Raw genomic sequence first — 17,324 nt, 5'->3', positions numbered from 1 at the left:
AATATTCACTGATAATTATTCTCAATCAATAATTTTTACTATAATTATTGTCCATTTTGGCAGAAAAGGCTATAATAAGTGATATTATAAATGGAATGAAAGTATTTTGATTCTTATGTCATGGTTTTATTCAAATAGGTTTGAACTATTGGCATGGTGGTTTTAATATTTATATTCTATTAGTTATATTGAATAAAAAATAAAAGTAGATTGAATTTTTAGCAAGGCCTGTTAAGAATTTTATCCACCATGAATAAATAGCATGTTTTAAACATGTCTTTTCATGGTGGATTTTTTTATTTTTCAGCAATATCAACAGTGACAACACGTAATACATGTATCTTCATCTATTTTAGTGTAGAAATGATAAATTGGGAATTGACATGATAACAAGACCATTTTTTAAATGAACAAGACATTCAACATAAAAAACTCGTAGTCCTATTCCCGGTTTATCCCCAGTATTAACCTGTTGCCAAAAAAGTCTCAAAGAACAAAAGGAGGAAATCACCTTGACTAAAATTAACATTAATGGCCAATCGTATGATGTAGCAGAGGGAGCTACAATACTTGATACCATTAATCAAAATGGCATCGCCCATCCACAAATTTGTCATGTACCATCTGTTGACCCTATCGAAACTTGTGATACATGTATCGTTGAAGTAAACGGACAGTTAGTTCGCTCTTGTTCAACAAAAGCTATAGACGGCATGGATATCCAACTTACTTCTGATAAAGCGAAAGCTGCACAAACAGAAGCGATGGATCGTCTACTAGAAAACCATCTGCTGTATTGTACAGTTTGTGATAATAACAACGGTAATTGTACATTACATAACACAGCAGAATTAATGGAAATTGAACATCAAAAATATCCTTATCAACCAAAAGTTGAACCTCACGAAGTAGACATGTCGCACCCATTTTATCGATACGATCCAAACCAATGTATCGCATGTGGACAATGTGTAGAGGTTTGTCAAAACTTACAGGTTAACGAAACTTTATCTCTTGACTGGGAAGCCGAAAGACCAAAAGTCGTTTGGGATGAAGGCGTTGCCATTAACGATTCTTCATGTGTAGGCTGCGGACAATGTGTTACCGTTTGCCCATGTAACGCACTAATGGAAAAATCAATGCTTGGTGAAGCTGGTTTTATGACTGGACTTAAACAAGAAACATTAGATCCGATGATTAGTTTAATTAAGGAAGTCGAGCCAGGCTATAGCGGTATCTTTGCTGTTTCTGAAGTCGAGGCTGCGATGCGTAGTAAACGTACGAAGAAAACAAAAACAGTTTGTACTTTCTGTGGAGTAGGTTGTTCGTTCGAAGTGTGGACAAAAGACCGCAAAATTTTAAAAGTGCAACCATCTGAAGGTCCTGTAAATGCTATTTCTACTTGTGTAAAAGGAAAATTCGGTTGGGATTTCATCAACTCTGAAGAACGAATTACAAAACCATTAATTCGTAAAAATGATGCATTTGTTGAATCTTCATGGGATGAAGCTCTTGACTTAATTGCTACTAAACTAGGTGGCATTCAAAAAGAACACGGTTCTGGTTCTGTCGGCTTTATTTCTTCTTCAAAAATTACAAACGAAGAAAACTACTTAATTCAAAAAATGGCACGTCAATTATTCGAAACAAACGACGTTGATAACTGCTCACGCTATTGTCAATCTCCAGCTACAGATGGCCTACTACGCACAGTTGGTATAGGTGGCGACGCTGGAACGATCAAAGATATCGCAAAAGCTGGCCTTGTTATTATTGTTGGGGCAAACCCTGCAGAAGGTCACCCTGTTTTAGCTACTCGTGTAAAACGTGCCCATAAGCTACACGGTCAAAAATTAATTGTTGCCGACGTTCGTAAACATGAAATGGCTGAGCGTTCTGATATTTTCATGCGCCCAAAACAAGGAACAGACCAAGTATGGTTAATGGCTGTTACAAAATATATGATCGATCAAGGTTGGCACGATGAAGCCTTCATTAAAGAGAACGTGCACTTCTTTGATGATTTTAAAGATGTACTTGAAACATACACACTAGAATATGCAGAAAAAGAAACGGGCATTTCAAAAGAAACGTTGATAAATGTTGCTGAAATGATTCGTGATGCTGACGGTACATGTGTACTTTGGGGTATGGGTGTTACACAAAATACAGGTGGCTCATATACATCAGCTGCAATCTCTAACCTACTTCTAGCTACTGGTAACTATCGTCGTCCAGGTGCAGGTGCCTACCCTCTTCGTGGTCACAACAATGTTCAAGGTGCTTGTGATATGGGTACACTACCAAATCTATTACCAGGGAATCAAAAAGTAATAGACGACGAAGCACGTAAGAAATTTGAAGAAGCATATGGTGTGAAAATCAAACCTGAACCAGGTCGTACGAATATGGCAATGTTAGATGCGATCATGGAAGGTAAAATGAAAGCAATGTATTTAGTTGGGGAAGATATGGCACTTGTAGATTGCGATGCTAACCATGTAGATAAAGTACTTTCACACTTAGACTTCTTTGTTGTACAAGATTGCTTCCTTTCACGTACAGCACAATATGCGGATGTTATTTTACCAGCAGCACCTTCTCTTGAAAAAGAAGGTACTTTCACGAATACAGAGCGTCGTGTACAACGACTATATCAAGTATTACCAACACTTGGTGAATCAAAAGCCGATTGGGAAATCCTTCAATTAGTAGCTCGTCGACTAGGTGCTGACTGGAATTACAGTCACCCAAGTGAAATCTTTGCTGAAATGGCTAGTCTTGCTCCATTCTTCTCGCAAGCGAACTATGATGTATTAGAAAATTGGGGTAGCTTCTGTTGGGGTAGCCATGATGGTAAAGACACACCTTTACTATATGAAGATGGTTTTAACTTCCCTGACAAAAAAGCTCGTTTTGCATTAAATGATTGGATCAGACCGGTTGAATATGAAGCACAATATGATTGCCATATTAACAACGGTCGTATGCTTGAACACTTCCATGAAGGTAATATGACAAATAAATCAAAAGGTATTCAATCGAAAGTACCTGAAATTTTTGTTGAAGTATCACCTGAACTTGCAAAAGAACGTGGCATTGAAGATGGAGCTCTTCTTCGTTTAGTGTCTCCTCAAGGCGCATTAAAATTAAATGCCCTAGTAACAGATCGTGTACAAGGAAATGAACTTTTCTTACCTATGAACTCTGTTAGCAAAGATTCAGCGATTAATTTCTTAACGGGCCCGGCTGGAGACATCAATACATCGACACCGGCGTACAAACAAACAAAAGTACGCGTTGAAGTATTGAAGCAAAAAGGAAAATCTCCACTTCCTAGAACAAACCCGCGTTATAAAAAACGTCATCCACAAAATGGTGTTGAGGTAGAACGCAAATGGAATCGTCCTGGCTACGTTCACTTAACAACTAACGAAAGGGAGTGATTTCATGGCAGCACCAATTACGACAATTCAAAAAGCGCAAAAAACAGAAGAACAACTAAAGGAAGAAAAGTTAGAGAATTTAAAGCAACTTCTTTCTGAGAATGAAGAAATGGTTAACCAGGTCTTTACAATCATGGCAGAACTAAATGATATCGGAGCACTAGAAGCAGCTACGAAACTACTAGAAGCAAAAGAAGAGGTTACCCATATTGCTCTTGGACAATTAACTCGTAAGCCTGTGACAAACATCATCAACAACTTAATGGGTGTTGCGGGAGCATTAACCGAACTGAACCCAGAAACAACAACAAAGCTAATTGAAGGCTTAAATACTGGCTTAGATGAAGCAAACAAAGCTGTTGAATCTGATGAAAAAGTTAGTGCCTTTAAGCTATTCAAAATGCTAAACGATCCTGATGTTAATCGTGCTGTAAATTTTGGCGCTCACTTCTTAAAAGGGCTTGGCAAAGGCCTAAAATAGGAGGATGGTTATATGCTAACAAACGAGCACATTTTAAAAACTTTGCAGAAAGTTGATGACCCGGAGCTTCATAAAAGCATCGTTGACTTGAATATGGTACGTAATATTCAAGTTAACGGTACGGATATCTCACTTGATATTATCTTGACTATTCAAGGTTGTCCTTTAAAAGCAAAAATTCAACAAGATGTTGAAGAAGCGTTGACAGCGATCGGCGCATCAAAAATCTCAATTAAATTCGGTTCAATGACTGATGAAGAGCGTCGTAATTTAACAGCTTCTTTAAAATCAGAAAAAGTAACGGATAAAGGTATGCCTAAAATGCTTCTACCCGATTCTGGTGTCAAATTTATTGCAGTTACTAGTGGTAAAGGGGGCGTCGGTAAGTCTACTGTGACGATTAACTTAGCAGTTGCCCTTGCCCGTCTTGGTAAACGTGTAGGTATTTTAGATGCCGACATATATGGATTTAGTATTCCAGCTATGATGAAGATTCATCAAAAACCAACAATGCTTGACCAAACAGCTATCCCAGTAATAAGTCATGGCGTAAAAATCATGTCGATGGGTTTTTTCACAAACGAAAACCAACCTGTCATGTGGCGTGGCCCAATGCTCAACAAATGGATTCGCAATTTCCTTGTCAATACACATTGGGATGAATTAGACTATCTCCTCATAGATTTACCACCTGGTACAGGAGATGTAGCCATTGACATGGCGGCAATGATTCCACAAGCACAAGAAATTATTGTCACAACACCGCACCTTGCAGCTTCCCATGTTGCTTCTCGTGCAGGTTTGATGGCTCAACATACGAAACACACAATTCTTGGTGTTGTTGAAAACATGGCTTACTTTGAAAATTCGAATGGCGAAAAGAACTATTTATTCGGTCAAGGTGGCGCCGAAAAATTGGCAGATGAGCTTCAAACAAGTATCATTGCTCAAGTTCCATTTGCTCAACCTGAGGAAAATACAGGCTCTTCTGTTTACGACGAAGACTCCATTATCGGTGAAGTATTTACCCACCTTGCAGAAGATCTAATGTATCAATAAAGTGGAATTTTCATCATTCCCCACTGATGATTAGCCTTAACCAATCAGGCTTTTACAGGCAGTTAATCTTCCGCCTAAGAGCATGATAAAACACAAAAATCCTTGTCTCGCTTTTAACACGAGACAAGGATTTTTTAATGGAGCCATGTTCAAAATTAAAATACTCCCTACTATTTGGTTCAATAGCCAGCCTTCTTTAAAACTTGCATAAAATAAAAACGGTACGTATTTTTAACGAAGGAATCTAAAGGCAACCCAACATTCAATTGATACTTAGTAAAAATAAAATAAAAACGTTTATCCCATTTTAACCGTAATAATTCCCCAGCATCTTCACCGTATTTCTCCGTAAACTCCTCAATTAAAGGTTCAATCATATAGTAGCAATAGTCTTTTAAGTTTGCGAGAGCCTCTATATCTTTCTCCTTTTGAAAACGTGTAATCCAATCTACTAATTGTTCGTTCATTTTAAAATCCATCTTCCTATCATGAGTTTCTTCCTATTATATTATACCTCTTTTTATAAGTTTTCTCCTCTCTCGTTTCTTAGACATTTGGCTTGATAAAGGCATTAACTAAATTTGAAAAAAGCCTTGCATAAGCAAGACTTTTTATTAGGACTTTACTTTTTATTTAACTTCTTTCCATAAAGACAATGCGAAAATCCAATTCGGATCTCCATATCCTTGATAGCTTTGAACCGCTTCATATACTTTACCTTCGTGCTCTACTTTATCACCTTTTGTGTACGCCTTAGTTGGGCTCCATTGCTCATAAGACGCCCCTTGCTCTTTTGTAGTTACAGTGAAAATAGAACTTTTAATAGATTCATTTCCAGCTGCATCAACGGCTGTGACCGCATACTTATAAGCTGTATTTGATTGAAGATTCTTGTCCATAAAGGATGTAGTTTTCGATGTTCCAACTACAGTCATTTGTCCTTCTGATGTCCCTCTATAGATAACATAATGGTCAACTGCTACATTATCCTCTGATGCGCTCCACATTAAGTCTACACTTGATGATGTTACGCCCATCGTGTGCAGTGCAGTTGGTTGCGTTGGTGCTTCTGTATCTGGAACTGCAATCATTGTCTCTACAGCTATAGACTCACTTTCTTTAGAAACATTTCCAGCTGCATCCACTGCCTTTACTGTATATGTATATTTTGTATTCGCTTTTAAATTTTTATCTGTGAATGTTGTTCCCGGTACCGTTCCAATTTCTTTACCATCACGGAATACTTGATATTCTTTTACACCTACATTGTCTGTAGAAGAATTCCATTTTAGCTCAGCACTATTAGAAGTCACTTTCGTTGCTTGTAATCCATTTGGTTGAGATGGAGCTTCTTTATCTACATCCACATTATTCACCAAATTAACATCAATTACATTATAGAAAGCATTTGCAGTATTAGCTACATCCCAAACAGCTAAAATAACATGGTAGCCACTACGATCCGTTGGTACGTTAATTGTATGCGTTAAATTATTAATTGCATCAGTACCATTATGATCAACAGTTCCAATTGGCTCAAGATCAGCACGAGTCAATGGCTTATTAGGATCCCATCCCTTTTTCGTAATATAATAGTGCCATTTGCTTGTTAAATGTGTTGCAGTGTACTTCCACGTAAAGGTATTTGCTCCCCCTGTAATCGTGTTTTTAAACCAGCGACTTGCAGTTTGCTGATCAAGGATGCCATCAAACTGACCTCCTGCAGATGCAATTTTACCATCAACTGGTCCACCTTGTGGAAATCCTTTTTTTGCCTCTAAGCTCTGTGGCTCATACATAACCCTTCCACAACTCAAGTTAAGCGCGCCATAACTTTGGCTACATAAAGCAGCACGGCTAGCTGGTTTTTCAACAAACCCATGAGCAGATGCATTTGGTGCCATTGCAATCCCCATGATTCCCGCTGCTAATAATGCAGCACTTATCCCTTTTTTACTCTTACTTAATTTTGTGAATTTAATGTTCATATAACTAGTCTCCTTATTTTGAAATTGTGTTTCTATTGGTATGATAGCTACTAATGTACTAATAAGCAAACTTTGAATAAATATGATAAAAGGTGTATTGGGTGAGTGTGTTTTTTCTTAAAACTCATAGAGAAATAGTACTAAATATAATAAATACATTATTATATTGTTATATTTCATTTAGAAGTGCTACGGATTTTAACAAAATGTTCATAAAGTGTTCAAGTTAAATTTGTCATTTTTACAATTTCGACAAATAAATAAAGACTAAAAAACAGCTCTTGCTTCCTAGCATGAGCTATTTTCACAAGAAGTACTTTCAATTCCAAACTGACTCTTTCGCTTCTTTACTATCTATCTAAAATATATATAAACTATTAGTAATGAGATTAGCAATACTTATTCTTATTCTCTACCTATTCGAACGAGGGAAACTACACCTTATTCTAATTTGCGAGCCCTTTATTATATTCAATCCACTTTTCCATTTCTCTCTCCACAGCTCGATTTTGCCATTCAAACCAAATACCAGAACATTCACTACAATGACTGTCTACTCCACTTTTATTATTCGTATCTTTACGTGTAAATACAGTTTTTTTACGACAGCTGTAGCAGTAAACTTCTCTCTCTTTATCAAATTCCATACCTATCAACTCCAACATTTTTTACACCAATTCTTTCCGTATTTTATATAAATTATTCTAATTTTATAAAAGAATCGTTGCGGAGAAAGAGAAAGGCATTAAAAAATAGTGAACTTACTAAATAGCAACAAAATACATTTTTCTCTAAAAAAAAGCGCCTCAAACCCTTTGAATATGGTAAAAAATATGGCAGCTAAGAAAATGAAACAGGCTTCTCTTTTATAAAAGGGGAGTCCACTGAAAACAAGAATATTACCACTGTAATCACAGCAGAGGAACAAAAAATGTCTGTTAAAGAAGGATTTGTGTTTATGATTATTCTTCATATATGCAAGTCCTTTTGTTATGCTTCCTCAATAGCTCCTGTAGCTCCACACATGGCTCTGTAACTTCTTTTATACAACCTGTGCAAACGATTTTCTCTACTTCAACTATCAACGCTTACAGGCTCGATCCTCCCCTATAATAGAAGCGGTAAGCTCTTTAGTTGTCAGTGTGAGATCCCCATAAAAAACCCTCCATTTCAACTGCATTGGAAGATAGTTGTCTGTCTATATAAATTAATCATCAATTAAATTTATATTTTGTATTAAATTGTGTCTCATTCTCGACTATCATGTGACACTTAGGACATAGCGTTGTCACGTTATCAGCATCAAGCTTCAAGTCTGGTCTTACAATGATAGGTATGATGTGATGGTGCTATGCTGTCTTACCGAACACAAACTTATTACATCGTGTGCATCTTCCTTTATCTCGCTGATAACATTCAGACTTTAAATCCCTCCATGCCTCAGTACTATAGAACGGCTTATTGCTGGCACCTACATTTCTCTTCTTTCGTCTATGCTTATCACAATACCTACCCTTGTCTATTAACTGTCGGCATCCTTGCTCACTACAATATTTCACTCTGCATCAGCTGCTAACTGTCCCTCGATATACTCTCGAATTGTATCAGACTTCTTTAGATTACCTGGTACTTCGATATTGTTTTCTTCTGCAAACTCCCTCAAACGATGGCTGTTCACCTGCAGGTACAAATATTATTCTCTTATCTTTATTGCACCAATACTCTGTGCCGTTAGCTGTCGTGCGATATGGTACTTTCATTTAATCATCACTCCACAATTCAAAATGATTTGCTCATTAGCTTTTATAGTCTGTTTAGCTTTCGACTTTATATCTTCAAGACTGCATCAAACTCCGCCCTATCGGTTACTAGTACATGCCAGCACTCTTCGGTATCTAATGTTCCTAAGATACTTACTTGCTCGTAAACCAGTCCTTTATCATTTAATTGGCTGTTTGATACAGTCTTCAAGGCATAATAAAAAGCCACAACTCATAATGAGTGTGACTCCGTGTAATTATTTATTCTCTTTTACAAATCTAAGTTCATTTAAATATTCGTAATATTTTTTAATATTATTCACTATAGCAATATAACAAACTGTCATTATAATTACATATGTGATAATCAATACAAATGTTGGTACAGTAGAATTTGTCACAGTATATGTAGATTTTGGTCCAAAGTTCACGAAATTCGTCACTAATACAAGTAATAAAGTAAATACAATACTTAAAGTTGATAAAAGTAAACCTTTATTAGATGTTACTCTTTGAATTTCATATTCTGTTGTACTAATCATTTTATCTAATTCTTCTGCACTTAATTTTTCTAAGGACTTCACATCTTTATATTGTTCCATAATTTTATTAGGCTTAAATAAATTTTTACCATACTTACGACTGATACTTGTCATATCACACACCTCCTATGTACTATTATCATAGGATAAATGGAATGTTGTGCCAATAATACAAATCTGACATAAATAATAAGAGACTACCAATTTAGAATGTATATATCTTGCTTGATTGTACAGTTTGTAAATTCTGTTTATGTCAAATAACGAAGAGAAATAAACTAAACAAATTCCTATATATATAAATAGACCAATTTTGAGAACCAAAATTTCTTTTTGACTGCCATTATATCGCTTGAATGTACCCATTACAAAATAACGCATATCTACAATAGTTCGCATATCCTCGTCAAGGTCACGGTATAGGTCTTCTACCGTCTTTATAATGCGTTTTAAATTTTGATAGTAGTCGTCATTTGCTAGAAGCATAGCTTTCTTGGCTGTCGTGTCAGAAACCGTATTACTACGACCTCCGACCATTTCGCCACCTTCGTTATGTGGGTGCAACAACTCCCATTCACGATATTTTAATTTCTTTCTATTTCGCTCCAGCTCAATCCAATATCTTTCGATTGTCTGTATATCACTACGCGATAACGTAGGCATGTGCAGCACCTACCTTGTTTGTTTTTATCTTAAAAGTGAGCTGTAGTCATTCCTTGCTACACTTTTAGTTTTATAATCTTATCCATTCAACTTTAAATGCATCTTGATCACCATCTTCATCGATAAAACAATATTCAACGTAGCCAACTCGATCTATAACTTTGCCTTCTTTATCATAAAGTACATAAACATAAGTTATGATAATGTCGCATTCAAGACTATTTTTCTCGATGGTTTCTTCTTTATAACCTGCTTCAAATAAATACTTTTCAGCACCTGAAAGTGATAAACCTTGTAAAATAAATAAACTAACCATTATATCCCTCAAATCCCTTTAATTGAATTACCTAGGATATATTTTAAATTATTTAAGATTATTAGCTAGTTTAGAAATCTTTAATTACCTGTTTTTGGGTATAAAAAAGAGAGCCTCAAAAACAGGCCCTCTATTCAATTTTTATTCAGTCTCGTTAGACTGTTGATTGACTTCATCCATGCTCATTTGACCGTCTGGAGTTTTATCTTTCTCTGGTGGCGTAGTTTCCTATTACGACAGCAAACATGCTTTATATGTTCCAGAAGGATCAACTGCAATTTACCTAAGTGAAGCACTCGAATTTCCTGATACAAATAAGCAAATGTTTTGAGGCTGTTTATAGCCTCCTGAGCCGTTTCGAGGACTTGCCCCTCTATTTGCGGATATAATACATTTTCTTTAATCCACACTTGCTTTTTACCAATACGATTTTCCAAGTCTCTCATTGTCCAATAGACACCATGGAGAGAATGAGTTTGTAATTCTTCGTATTCAATATTGGAAGTAGAACATATTTCAATACATGGTTTACGCCATACTCATGCCAGCGTTTTGATATATAAAGGCGCTAATATTCATTCTGTTTCAAAACGTTTAGGACATTCTGATATTCAAACAACACTTGATCATTATTCGCATGTATTAAAAGAGATAGAGGCACGAGATGAAGAAATAGCAATCAATGTTTATTCATCTTAATTTTTTTGTTTACTGTGTTTACATTTTGTTTACCTAAAATAGATTTTATATGTTATTCAATGCGTTTTTCAATATTTACCAAAGAATGAAAAAACGCTCGAAACCTAGTATTTATAAGGCTTTAAGCGTTTTCCTTTTCGGTTGAAACTCAACCTTTATTTTGTTATAGACGTCCCAGGAGGAAGTTTTATATCCTTCTAAAACGTTGGTATCAGTGGATTTAGAATTCATTTGTGTAGAAAATGTGTAGAATCAATCCAGAACTTATTAACAGCACTTGAACAGATGGTATAATTGTTAACTTTTAAATATCACAATACTTTTTATAATTCTTTATAATTTTTTTGCAAGTTTCTTGCAGTCGGCACTTTTATAAAATCTAATATCTCGTCTTCTTCCTTAACTTTAAATATATTTAAAATTCTATGTGTTAATGTTCTTCTATACTTTCCATACTCGATCTTATCTCTGTTAGAATTTGTAAAATAGGCCTCTATCGAACTAAATAAATCCATTAATAACCAGACTATTACTTTGTTGTCCCTATTTACAATCAAATCATTCTCTATTTCATAATTATTTCTGTAGATTATAGGTAAAAATTTATCATTCCCAGTAACTTCCGCAAAAATTATTGGAAACGGACTTTCCTCTATGTTTCTATATAAGCTTTTATCTAAAGGCTCAATCACTTCAGATGTTATGATATAAATTGTCAAACTCTCAATTAAGGAATCCTTAATTACATCTTCAAATAAATCTCTGTTTATTTGGGTAATCATAACCGTAAATAAAGCTATTTTTAAACTCTCTATTGAGCTATAATCACCGTGAATTTGAATCATTTTTTTATCTAAAAACTTATATGTGAAAATAAATTCACTTATACTATGTTCCCTATAATATAAATTATTTAATACTATAGATAATTTAGAAATCAATAAATTCATATCTTCTAAATTTAACAAATTGGATGACTGATTGATTAATAAGGCTACTTGATTTAAATAATTATTTCTAGATTCTAGAAAACAATCTATTATCTTGAGATACAACTTTTTATCACAATTTTTCCGACAATATTCTATAATCCAAAGAATAGAATTACTAGTTATCTCATTTAGACTATTTGTCGAATAAATAGCCAAAGAATATACGATTTCATCAAGATGCTCTTTAGAAATATTTTCTTCTAAGAGATGTAAAAAATACACACTATTATCTAAATTCAAGTCAATTAAACCTTCTGGTATTATCTTAATAATTTCAGAGTGAATTTTTTTGGGATCTATCCCATTAAATTTCCAAAGCTCTACTAATTCAACTAACGTATTTAGTACCTCGTTCTTAAACTTAATTTCTTTATAATGCTTTATTGCATTTTCATATGAAACAATTGCGTTAACAGTTTCACCTTTTGCTTTATAACATAATGCCTCTTCTATATAAACTTCGCCCAAACGATAACTATCCCTAGCATCCACACTAGCTTTTTTTGCGATTTCTATATATTCAAATGCCAATTCGTATTCGCCTTGAATTCTAAATATATGTGAAATCAATTCTGCAGCTCTAGCTTCCTCTTTAGACATTTTCAAAGCGATTGCTAATTCTAAACCTTCTCTATAAACTGCTATTGCTTTATCGTAATCCCTCATATCAGAATAAACATTACCTAAGTTCACTAAATTCATTAGTAGTTTTGGTTTTTGTTTCAATTTATTCCATATCTTAATACATTCTAACCCATTAGACTCAGCTTCTTTTAAATTCTTTAGTAATCTATTACAAATGGTTAATGTATTTAATGCTGAGCCTAACACAACTAAATCATTATCTTCTTTTGAAATTTCTAATAAAGTATTGGCATATTCAACAGCTTCACTTAAACGATCTAACTTCATTAGACAAATAGAGATATTCACTAAACTTAACTTTATACCCCTTTTGTCCCCAATTTTTCGAAATAAATCTAAAGCTTTTAATACATATTTTAACGCCTCTTCGAAATCATATAAGTCTATATATAACTTTGATACATTAAATAATAGAGCGGCTTCGACAGGCTTATTTTCAATAGAAGATTTTAATATTTCGTTGTGTATTTGTTTCGATTTATCTATTTCTCCGTCTTCTGCAAGGTCTAGTGCCAACCATACTTTACAGAGTAGAAGCCATTCTTCATTCTCTAATTTAGTAAACAGTTCGATGGCCTTTTCTAAGCTAGATTTTCCAAATTCAAATTCTCCAATTAGTCTATAACAATTACTTAGATGGTAATAATTATAAGCCTCTTCAAATGAACCGGAATCTTTTAGATATGAAATTGCTTTTAAAATTACTTCAATTGCGAAATCCCATTGTCCTGTTTCTATATATAGAGGATACACATAGATTAATACATCTTTAATTAAATCATCATTTGTATTCAATAATAGTTGTACAGCTTTATTAAAGTGTTTCTTCTCAAATAAAATTACACCTGCTTCATTTTTAAACCAGTCTAAGACTCCATCGGAAACTAGAGTATTCCTTACAAATTCTAAAAAATAAGGATGATCAATTTCCACTTCTGAACCATTTATTTCAATAAATTTATTCAAAGACTTTAATACTTTATTAAAGTTATATGGATTTATTTGTTCCTCACTAATTTTGTTAACTATATCTAATAAATCCATTCTATTTATTGATTCATAAGATAGACTCAAAACATTTAATGTAATTTTAGAAATCTCATCTAAAGATTCGTATAATGCTCTCAAGTATGATTCCAATCCTGTAGGAATAGGGAATACTGGTAAATCAATAAAATAACTAATATACAAAGGGTTTCCTTTTGATAAATTTATAATTTCTACGAGGTTGGTAATACTACTTTCGAAATTATTAATTTCTAATAAAAGTTTAACTTCACTGTCATTAAATCTAGGTACTTGATATTCTTTAATGGGTTCGTTAAATAAAAGTTCATTTTTAGATCTTGCAATAAAAATGAACTTATTCTCAAATACTTCGATATTTAATAATGTTTGTACTAGCTTTTGATCTTTTTCAACATCATCAATTAAAAAAATAAATTTGGTTGTTTGTAATAAATATTCAAACTCGACCACCAGAAAATCCAAATCTTCTGAAAATATTAATTCTAAACCTGCCTTTTTTCTAGTCATATTTATTAAATATAATAATGATTTTATAGACGAAAATTTCTTCAATGACAGGTATATAGTATTATCTCTATCCGTTAAAGATATTAATAAAGACGTTTTCCCAATACCAGGTTCTCCGTATATTTTTAGTTTATCTGTTGAATTCAATAACTCTCGTATTGCATTTTTTATATGTGGTCTACTTATTTGCTTTTGTTGAGATAACTTACTTTTTGTTATTTCGTAGTAATTTATTAATCCGTCTTCATTAAATTGTTTTAGTTCTACAATTAAATCTCCTGATTCACTACTAATATAATTTTTAACAATGAGATTTCCATTTACATTATATAAATCCCTTTCAGCTCTTTGATTAACTTCAAATGTCTTTCGACTCTCATTCATTTCTATCACCATAATTATTTATTATAGGATTTCCTTGAATATTAAGTATATCGCGTCCTGCCTCTTGCTTTTCTATTATGAAACCATTATTCGCAGTTCCTATTGACTTTAGTAAATCTTCATTTTCTTTTATCCAATCTTTAAAAACCCCTATGAAATTTTCTGGGATACTCCTATTTGTTACATTTTCATAAGCGTCTTCAATGTCTCTAAATGGTTTATTTTTATTAATGATTTGTTTACTGTTAATTTCATCAAAAAAACCACTTATCTCTGTATCATTTTCAAATTGATCTTTTAAATTATTTGTAATTCTTGATTTTAATTTTTTTAACCCGTCATATGTGATATTAGCAACTATACCACTTGCTACTCCACTAATAGCCCAATTAGCAAAAGCTGTTAAAATAGTAACCTCAACCATTACTACGCCTCCCTAACTCCATCTGATTTTTATCCGATATTAATTGTAACCTTAATTTTTCAATTGGAACTTGTTCAAAATCTATAAAATGACTTTCAAATACCTCTGGATTTTCATAAAGATATTCTAAAATATTCAATTGAATATTTTCGTCGTCTTCGATTTCTTGAATTAAATTCCCATTTAATATTCTTTCATAAAGATTAATATTACATAATGCTTGAATTATTTGTTCAATACTATATTCACTTTCAAAGAAAAGATATCTCTCATACAAGTTGTCGCAATTAAGAATTTTTTCATAAGTTAAAGGAAAAAAGTACTTTATTTTATCCATTCTTATTTTCTCTATAATATCTTTGCTAACATTATGGATACGCTTGATAGAATCTTCATAACCTTCTTTACCTAATTTTTTAAAATGCATATAATTAGGAGATTTTTCTGGTATGTTCTGCTCGTTATAAATATTCACTTCATATTTCTTCAAATATCGTTTTCCTGCTAAAAAATCAAACTCCTTATCTACCGCAAAAATTAATAAAGGTTCATCTTTAATCTGCTTTTTAAAGCCTTTATATTCATTACTAAAATAATCAATTTTTTTATAATATATCGGAATCATAGTAAGCGGATTAACCCACTTTAACAAGTGTTTATTATATGTTCTCTCCATTAACTTTTTTTCATTAGGGAAAAGACATAAGGTATAGCCAGAACTATTTTCAATAATCTCTATGGAAACTGCATCTCCATCTCCATCTGAATAATCCATCCAACGTAATAAATTATTAAATGCTTTCTCGCCATTTGTTTTATCATCAAATATTAAAGCTATGCCTACCCCATTATCTATATTTTGTGTAAAGTAAGGATCCAGGTATCCTATACCTAAAAATTCTGCTCTATTAAAATCATTTAAAAAATCAAAATCTCCTACTACTCCTATATGAGGATTAAGACCATATTCAATACTTATCATTAATCTCACTCCTTTAATACCATTTTAACATTACACAAAAAAGAAAATAAGTATAATATATATAATAATTCCGGTAATATAAGCAGTTTCAAAATAAGTACTTCGGTAATAAGCTTATCTAGGAATCCCTAGATAAGCTTATTACCGTAGTTAATCACTGGGAAACCCTTGATATCAAGGGTTTCCCAGTGATTTCATTTTGTTTAAATCAGAAGATGGTAAATTATTTCGGCAATGCAAGCAGTAATGAAGCTATTATTTCGGTATTGTAAGCAGTTAAAAAAGGAGAAGAAAAAAAACTATTGTACATTTATAACGGGTTTACTTCAGAAGCGCAAACAAGTAAATATCAAGCCGAAACGCACAGTATTTCACATATGAAATCACTTGTGCGTTAATAAAAACACCAAGAACCATCTAAACATAAAAAGCGGTTCCGCAAGATTTATGTTGATTTAAAACGGTAGACTAAAAATTGTTCCCAAACGACGGTTAGGGAACTTTATTATTCCATTTTATGTCTATATTGAAAATTGAAAGTTCAATGGGGGCATATAATGTGGATAATATTAGGTCTTATCGCAATAGCAGCAACTTTTATAAATCTTTTTATGTATGCAACAGGTAAAGATTATAAGCTTGCGATGGCAATGGGGTTATCATTTACAGCACTAACAATTTGTGCAGATTACAGTTATCTAAATAGGTGGGTAAAGGTGGAAGATTGGGCAGCTTTATCAGATGTAGTACCTGGTATGGCTAGGGCGTTTTGGTTTTTGACAATTGTTTCGATTTTACTAAATATAGCACCTGTACTTTTAGAATTGAAAAATAAAAAATAATTTCTTATTGCGGTTCATATGGCTTTATAATGTGAGGAAAAAAAGCGTCCCCAAACGTTGCTTTGGGAAGGTTATACTTCAACTAACGGGTGCAGTTGTTGAATAAGCGCTGTGCTTTAATCGGATTAGATTGAAAAAAAGTGTATGTTAAAATTCAAAAAAAAATAAATTTATATGTAGGGAGATGACTACTTTATGAAAAAGAGAATTTCTATAGTATTAACAACGATAGCTATCATTACTTTTGGTGTTTTTACTTATTATGGGTCTTTGACCGAGGCTAATAAGGAAACCGACAGTATTGTAATAGATAAAGATGGAGAAGTAGTAGAACCACTTAATGGTAACAACGATAATATAGGTCATTAATACACATTAATATCGGTAGACATTTTTCTTGACGTTCTATTTGTACCAATACTCTCTTAAGCAATCGGGCGCTTTAGTGCAACAAGGACTTATAAGCTATACAAAACAATCATAATAAACGTTCCCAAATGAAAGTTTGGAAACACACCAAAAAGTCACGAACGCTGTTAAATCAACGTTTCGTGATTTTTTTTAT

Annotated in this window: 17 protein-coding genes; 6 read left to right on the top strand and 11 right to left on the bottom strand. The window is 33.2% G+C overall.

What is annotated here, in order from left to right; genetic code table 11:
- Positions 1-512: 512 nt before the first annotated feature.
- The 3 genes from fdhF to ABE34_RS23215 are packed head-to-tail and all read left to right on the top strand — an operon-like array spanning position 513 to position 4,986.
- Entirely contained in the window at positions 513-3,446 is a 2,934-nt protein-coding gene (gene fdhF, locus ABE34_RS23225) for a formate dehydrogenase subunit alpha (protein ID WP_197144783.1), read from the top strand.
- 4 nt (positions 3,447-3,450) lie between these two features.
- A complete protein-coding gene (locus tag ABE34_RS23220; protein ID WP_197144782.1) occupies positions 3,451-3,927 on the top strand; it encodes a DUF1641 domain-containing protein in 477 nt (158 codons plus the stop codon).
- Positions 3,928-3,939: 12 nt separating this feature from the next.
- Positions 3,940-4,986: an Mrp/NBP35 family ATP-binding protein gene (locus ABE34_RS23215; protein WP_197144781.1), complete on the top strand. Its 1,047-nt coding sequence runs from the start codon at positions 3,940-3,942 to the stop codon at positions 4,984-4,986.
- Positions 4,987-5,165: 179 nt separating this feature from the next.
- Here the strand turns inward: ABE34_RS23215 and ABE34_RS23210 are convergent, their stop codons facing one another.
- From ABE34_RS23210 to ABE34_RS23170, 8 genes are all read right to left on the bottom strand, one after another.
- Positions 5,166-5,453: a hypothetical protein gene (locus ABE34_RS23210; RefSeq protein WP_049667586.1), complete on the bottom strand. Its 288-nt coding sequence runs from the start codon at positions 5,451-5,453 to the stop codon at positions 5,166-5,168.
- A gap of 162 nt (positions 5,454-5,615) precedes the next feature.
- Entirely contained in the window at positions 5,616-6,974 is a 1,359-nt protein-coding gene (locus ABE34_RS23205) for a lytic polysaccharide monooxygenase (protein ID WP_197144780.1), read from the bottom strand.
- A 446-nt stretch (positions 6,975-7,420) separates the two neighbouring features.
- Entirely contained in the window at positions 7,421-7,621 is a 201-nt protein-coding gene (locus tag ABE34_RS23200; RefSeq protein ID WP_197144867.1) for a hypothetical protein, read from the bottom strand.
- 567 nt (positions 7,622-8,188) lie between these two features.
- Positions 8,189-8,311: a hypothetical protein gene (locus ABE34_RS25915; RefSeq protein WP_430982180.1), complete on the bottom strand. Its 123-nt coding sequence runs from the start codon at positions 8,309-8,311 to the stop codon at positions 8,189-8,191.
- A gap of 680 nt (positions 8,312-8,991) precedes the next feature.
- On the bottom strand, positions 8,992-9,390 hold the full coding sequence (locus ABE34_RS23185) for a hypothetical protein (RefSeq protein ID WP_197144779.1): 399 nt from the start codon (positions 9,388-9,390) through the stop codon (positions 8,992-8,994).
- 12 nt (positions 9,391-9,402) lie between these two features.
- Positions 9,403-9,939 carry a hypothetical protein gene (locus ABE34_RS23180; protein WP_197144778.1) on the bottom strand — a complete coding sequence of 179 codons (537 nt, stop codon included), beginning with the start codon at positions 9,937-9,939 and terminating at the stop codon, positions 9,403-9,405.
- A gap of 70 nt (positions 9,940-10,009) precedes the next feature.
- Positions 10,010-10,255 (bottom strand): hypothetical protein, encoded by a 246-nt coding sequence (locus tag ABE34_RS23175; protein ID WP_197144777.1) that lies wholly within the window; start codon positions 10,253-10,255, stop codon positions 10,010-10,012.
- Positions 10,256-10,437: 182 nt separating this feature from the next.
- Positions 10,438-10,701 (bottom strand): hypothetical protein, encoded by a 264-nt coding sequence (locus ABE34_RS23170; protein WP_241747246.1) that lies wholly within the window; start codon positions 10,699-10,701, stop codon positions 10,438-10,440.
- Positions 10,702-10,753: 52 nt separating this feature from the next.
- Here ABE34_RS23170 and ABE34_RS23165 point away from each other — a divergent pair, with 52 nt between their 5' ends.
- Positions 10,754-10,954 (top strand): tyrosine-type recombinase/integrase, encoded by a 201-nt coding sequence (locus ABE34_RS23165; RefSeq protein WP_242064690.1) that lies wholly within the window; start codon positions 10,754-10,756, stop codon positions 10,952-10,954.
- Positions 10,955-11,277: 323 nt separating this feature from the next.
- Here ABE34_RS23165 and ABE34_RS23160 read toward each other — a convergent pair whose 3' ends face one another.
- Genes ABE34_RS23160 through ABE34_RS23150 form a run of 3 tightly spaced genes read right to left on the bottom strand, consistent with a single transcriptional unit; the run spans position 11,278 to position 15,917 of the window.
- Complete coding sequence (locus ABE34_RS23160) at positions 11,278-14,511, bottom strand: tetratricopeptide repeat protein (protein ID WP_197229952.1); 3,234 nt, start codon at positions 14,509-14,511, stop codon at positions 11,278-11,280.
- Complete coding sequence (locus tag ABE34_RS23155) at positions 14,504-14,935, bottom strand: hypothetical protein (protein ID WP_197144775.1); 432 nt, start codon at positions 14,933-14,935, stop codon at positions 14,504-14,506. The genes ABE34_RS23160 and ABE34_RS23155 overlap by 8 nt, the downstream gene beginning before the upstream one ends.
- Positions 14,928-15,917 (bottom strand): hypothetical protein, encoded by a 990-nt coding sequence (locus tag ABE34_RS23150; protein ID WP_197144774.1) that lies wholly within the window; start codon positions 15,915-15,917, stop codon positions 14,928-14,930. The genes ABE34_RS23155 and ABE34_RS23150 overlap by 8 nt, the downstream gene beginning before the upstream one ends.
- Before the next feature lie 557 nt (positions 15,918-16,474).
- Between ABE34_RS23150 and ABE34_RS23145 the strand changes: the two genes are divergently transcribed.
- Both ABE34_RS23145 and ABE34_RS23140 read left to right on the top strand, forming a co-directional pair.
- Positions 16,475-16,759 carry a hypothetical protein gene (locus ABE34_RS23145; RefSeq protein WP_197144773.1) on the top strand — a complete coding sequence of 95 codons (285 nt, stop codon included), beginning with the start codon at positions 16,475-16,477 and terminating at the stop codon, positions 16,757-16,759.
- A gap of 195 nt (positions 16,760-16,954) precedes the next feature.
- Entirely contained in the window at positions 16,955-17,128 is a 174-nt protein-coding gene (locus ABE34_RS23140; protein WP_197144772.1) for a hypothetical protein, read from the top strand.
- Positions 17,129-17,324 lie beyond the last annotated feature (196 nt).

Origin of the sequence: Lysinibacillus sphaericus (genome assembly GCF_015844675.1) — a bacterium.
GTDB classification, from domain to species: Bacteria; Bacillota; Bacilli; order Bacillales_A; family Planococcaceae; genus Lysinibacillus; species Lysinibacillus sphaericus_E.
The sequence above is the reverse complement of the archived record's forward strand: the minus strand, read 5'-3'. Positions and strand labels throughout refer to the sequence as shown.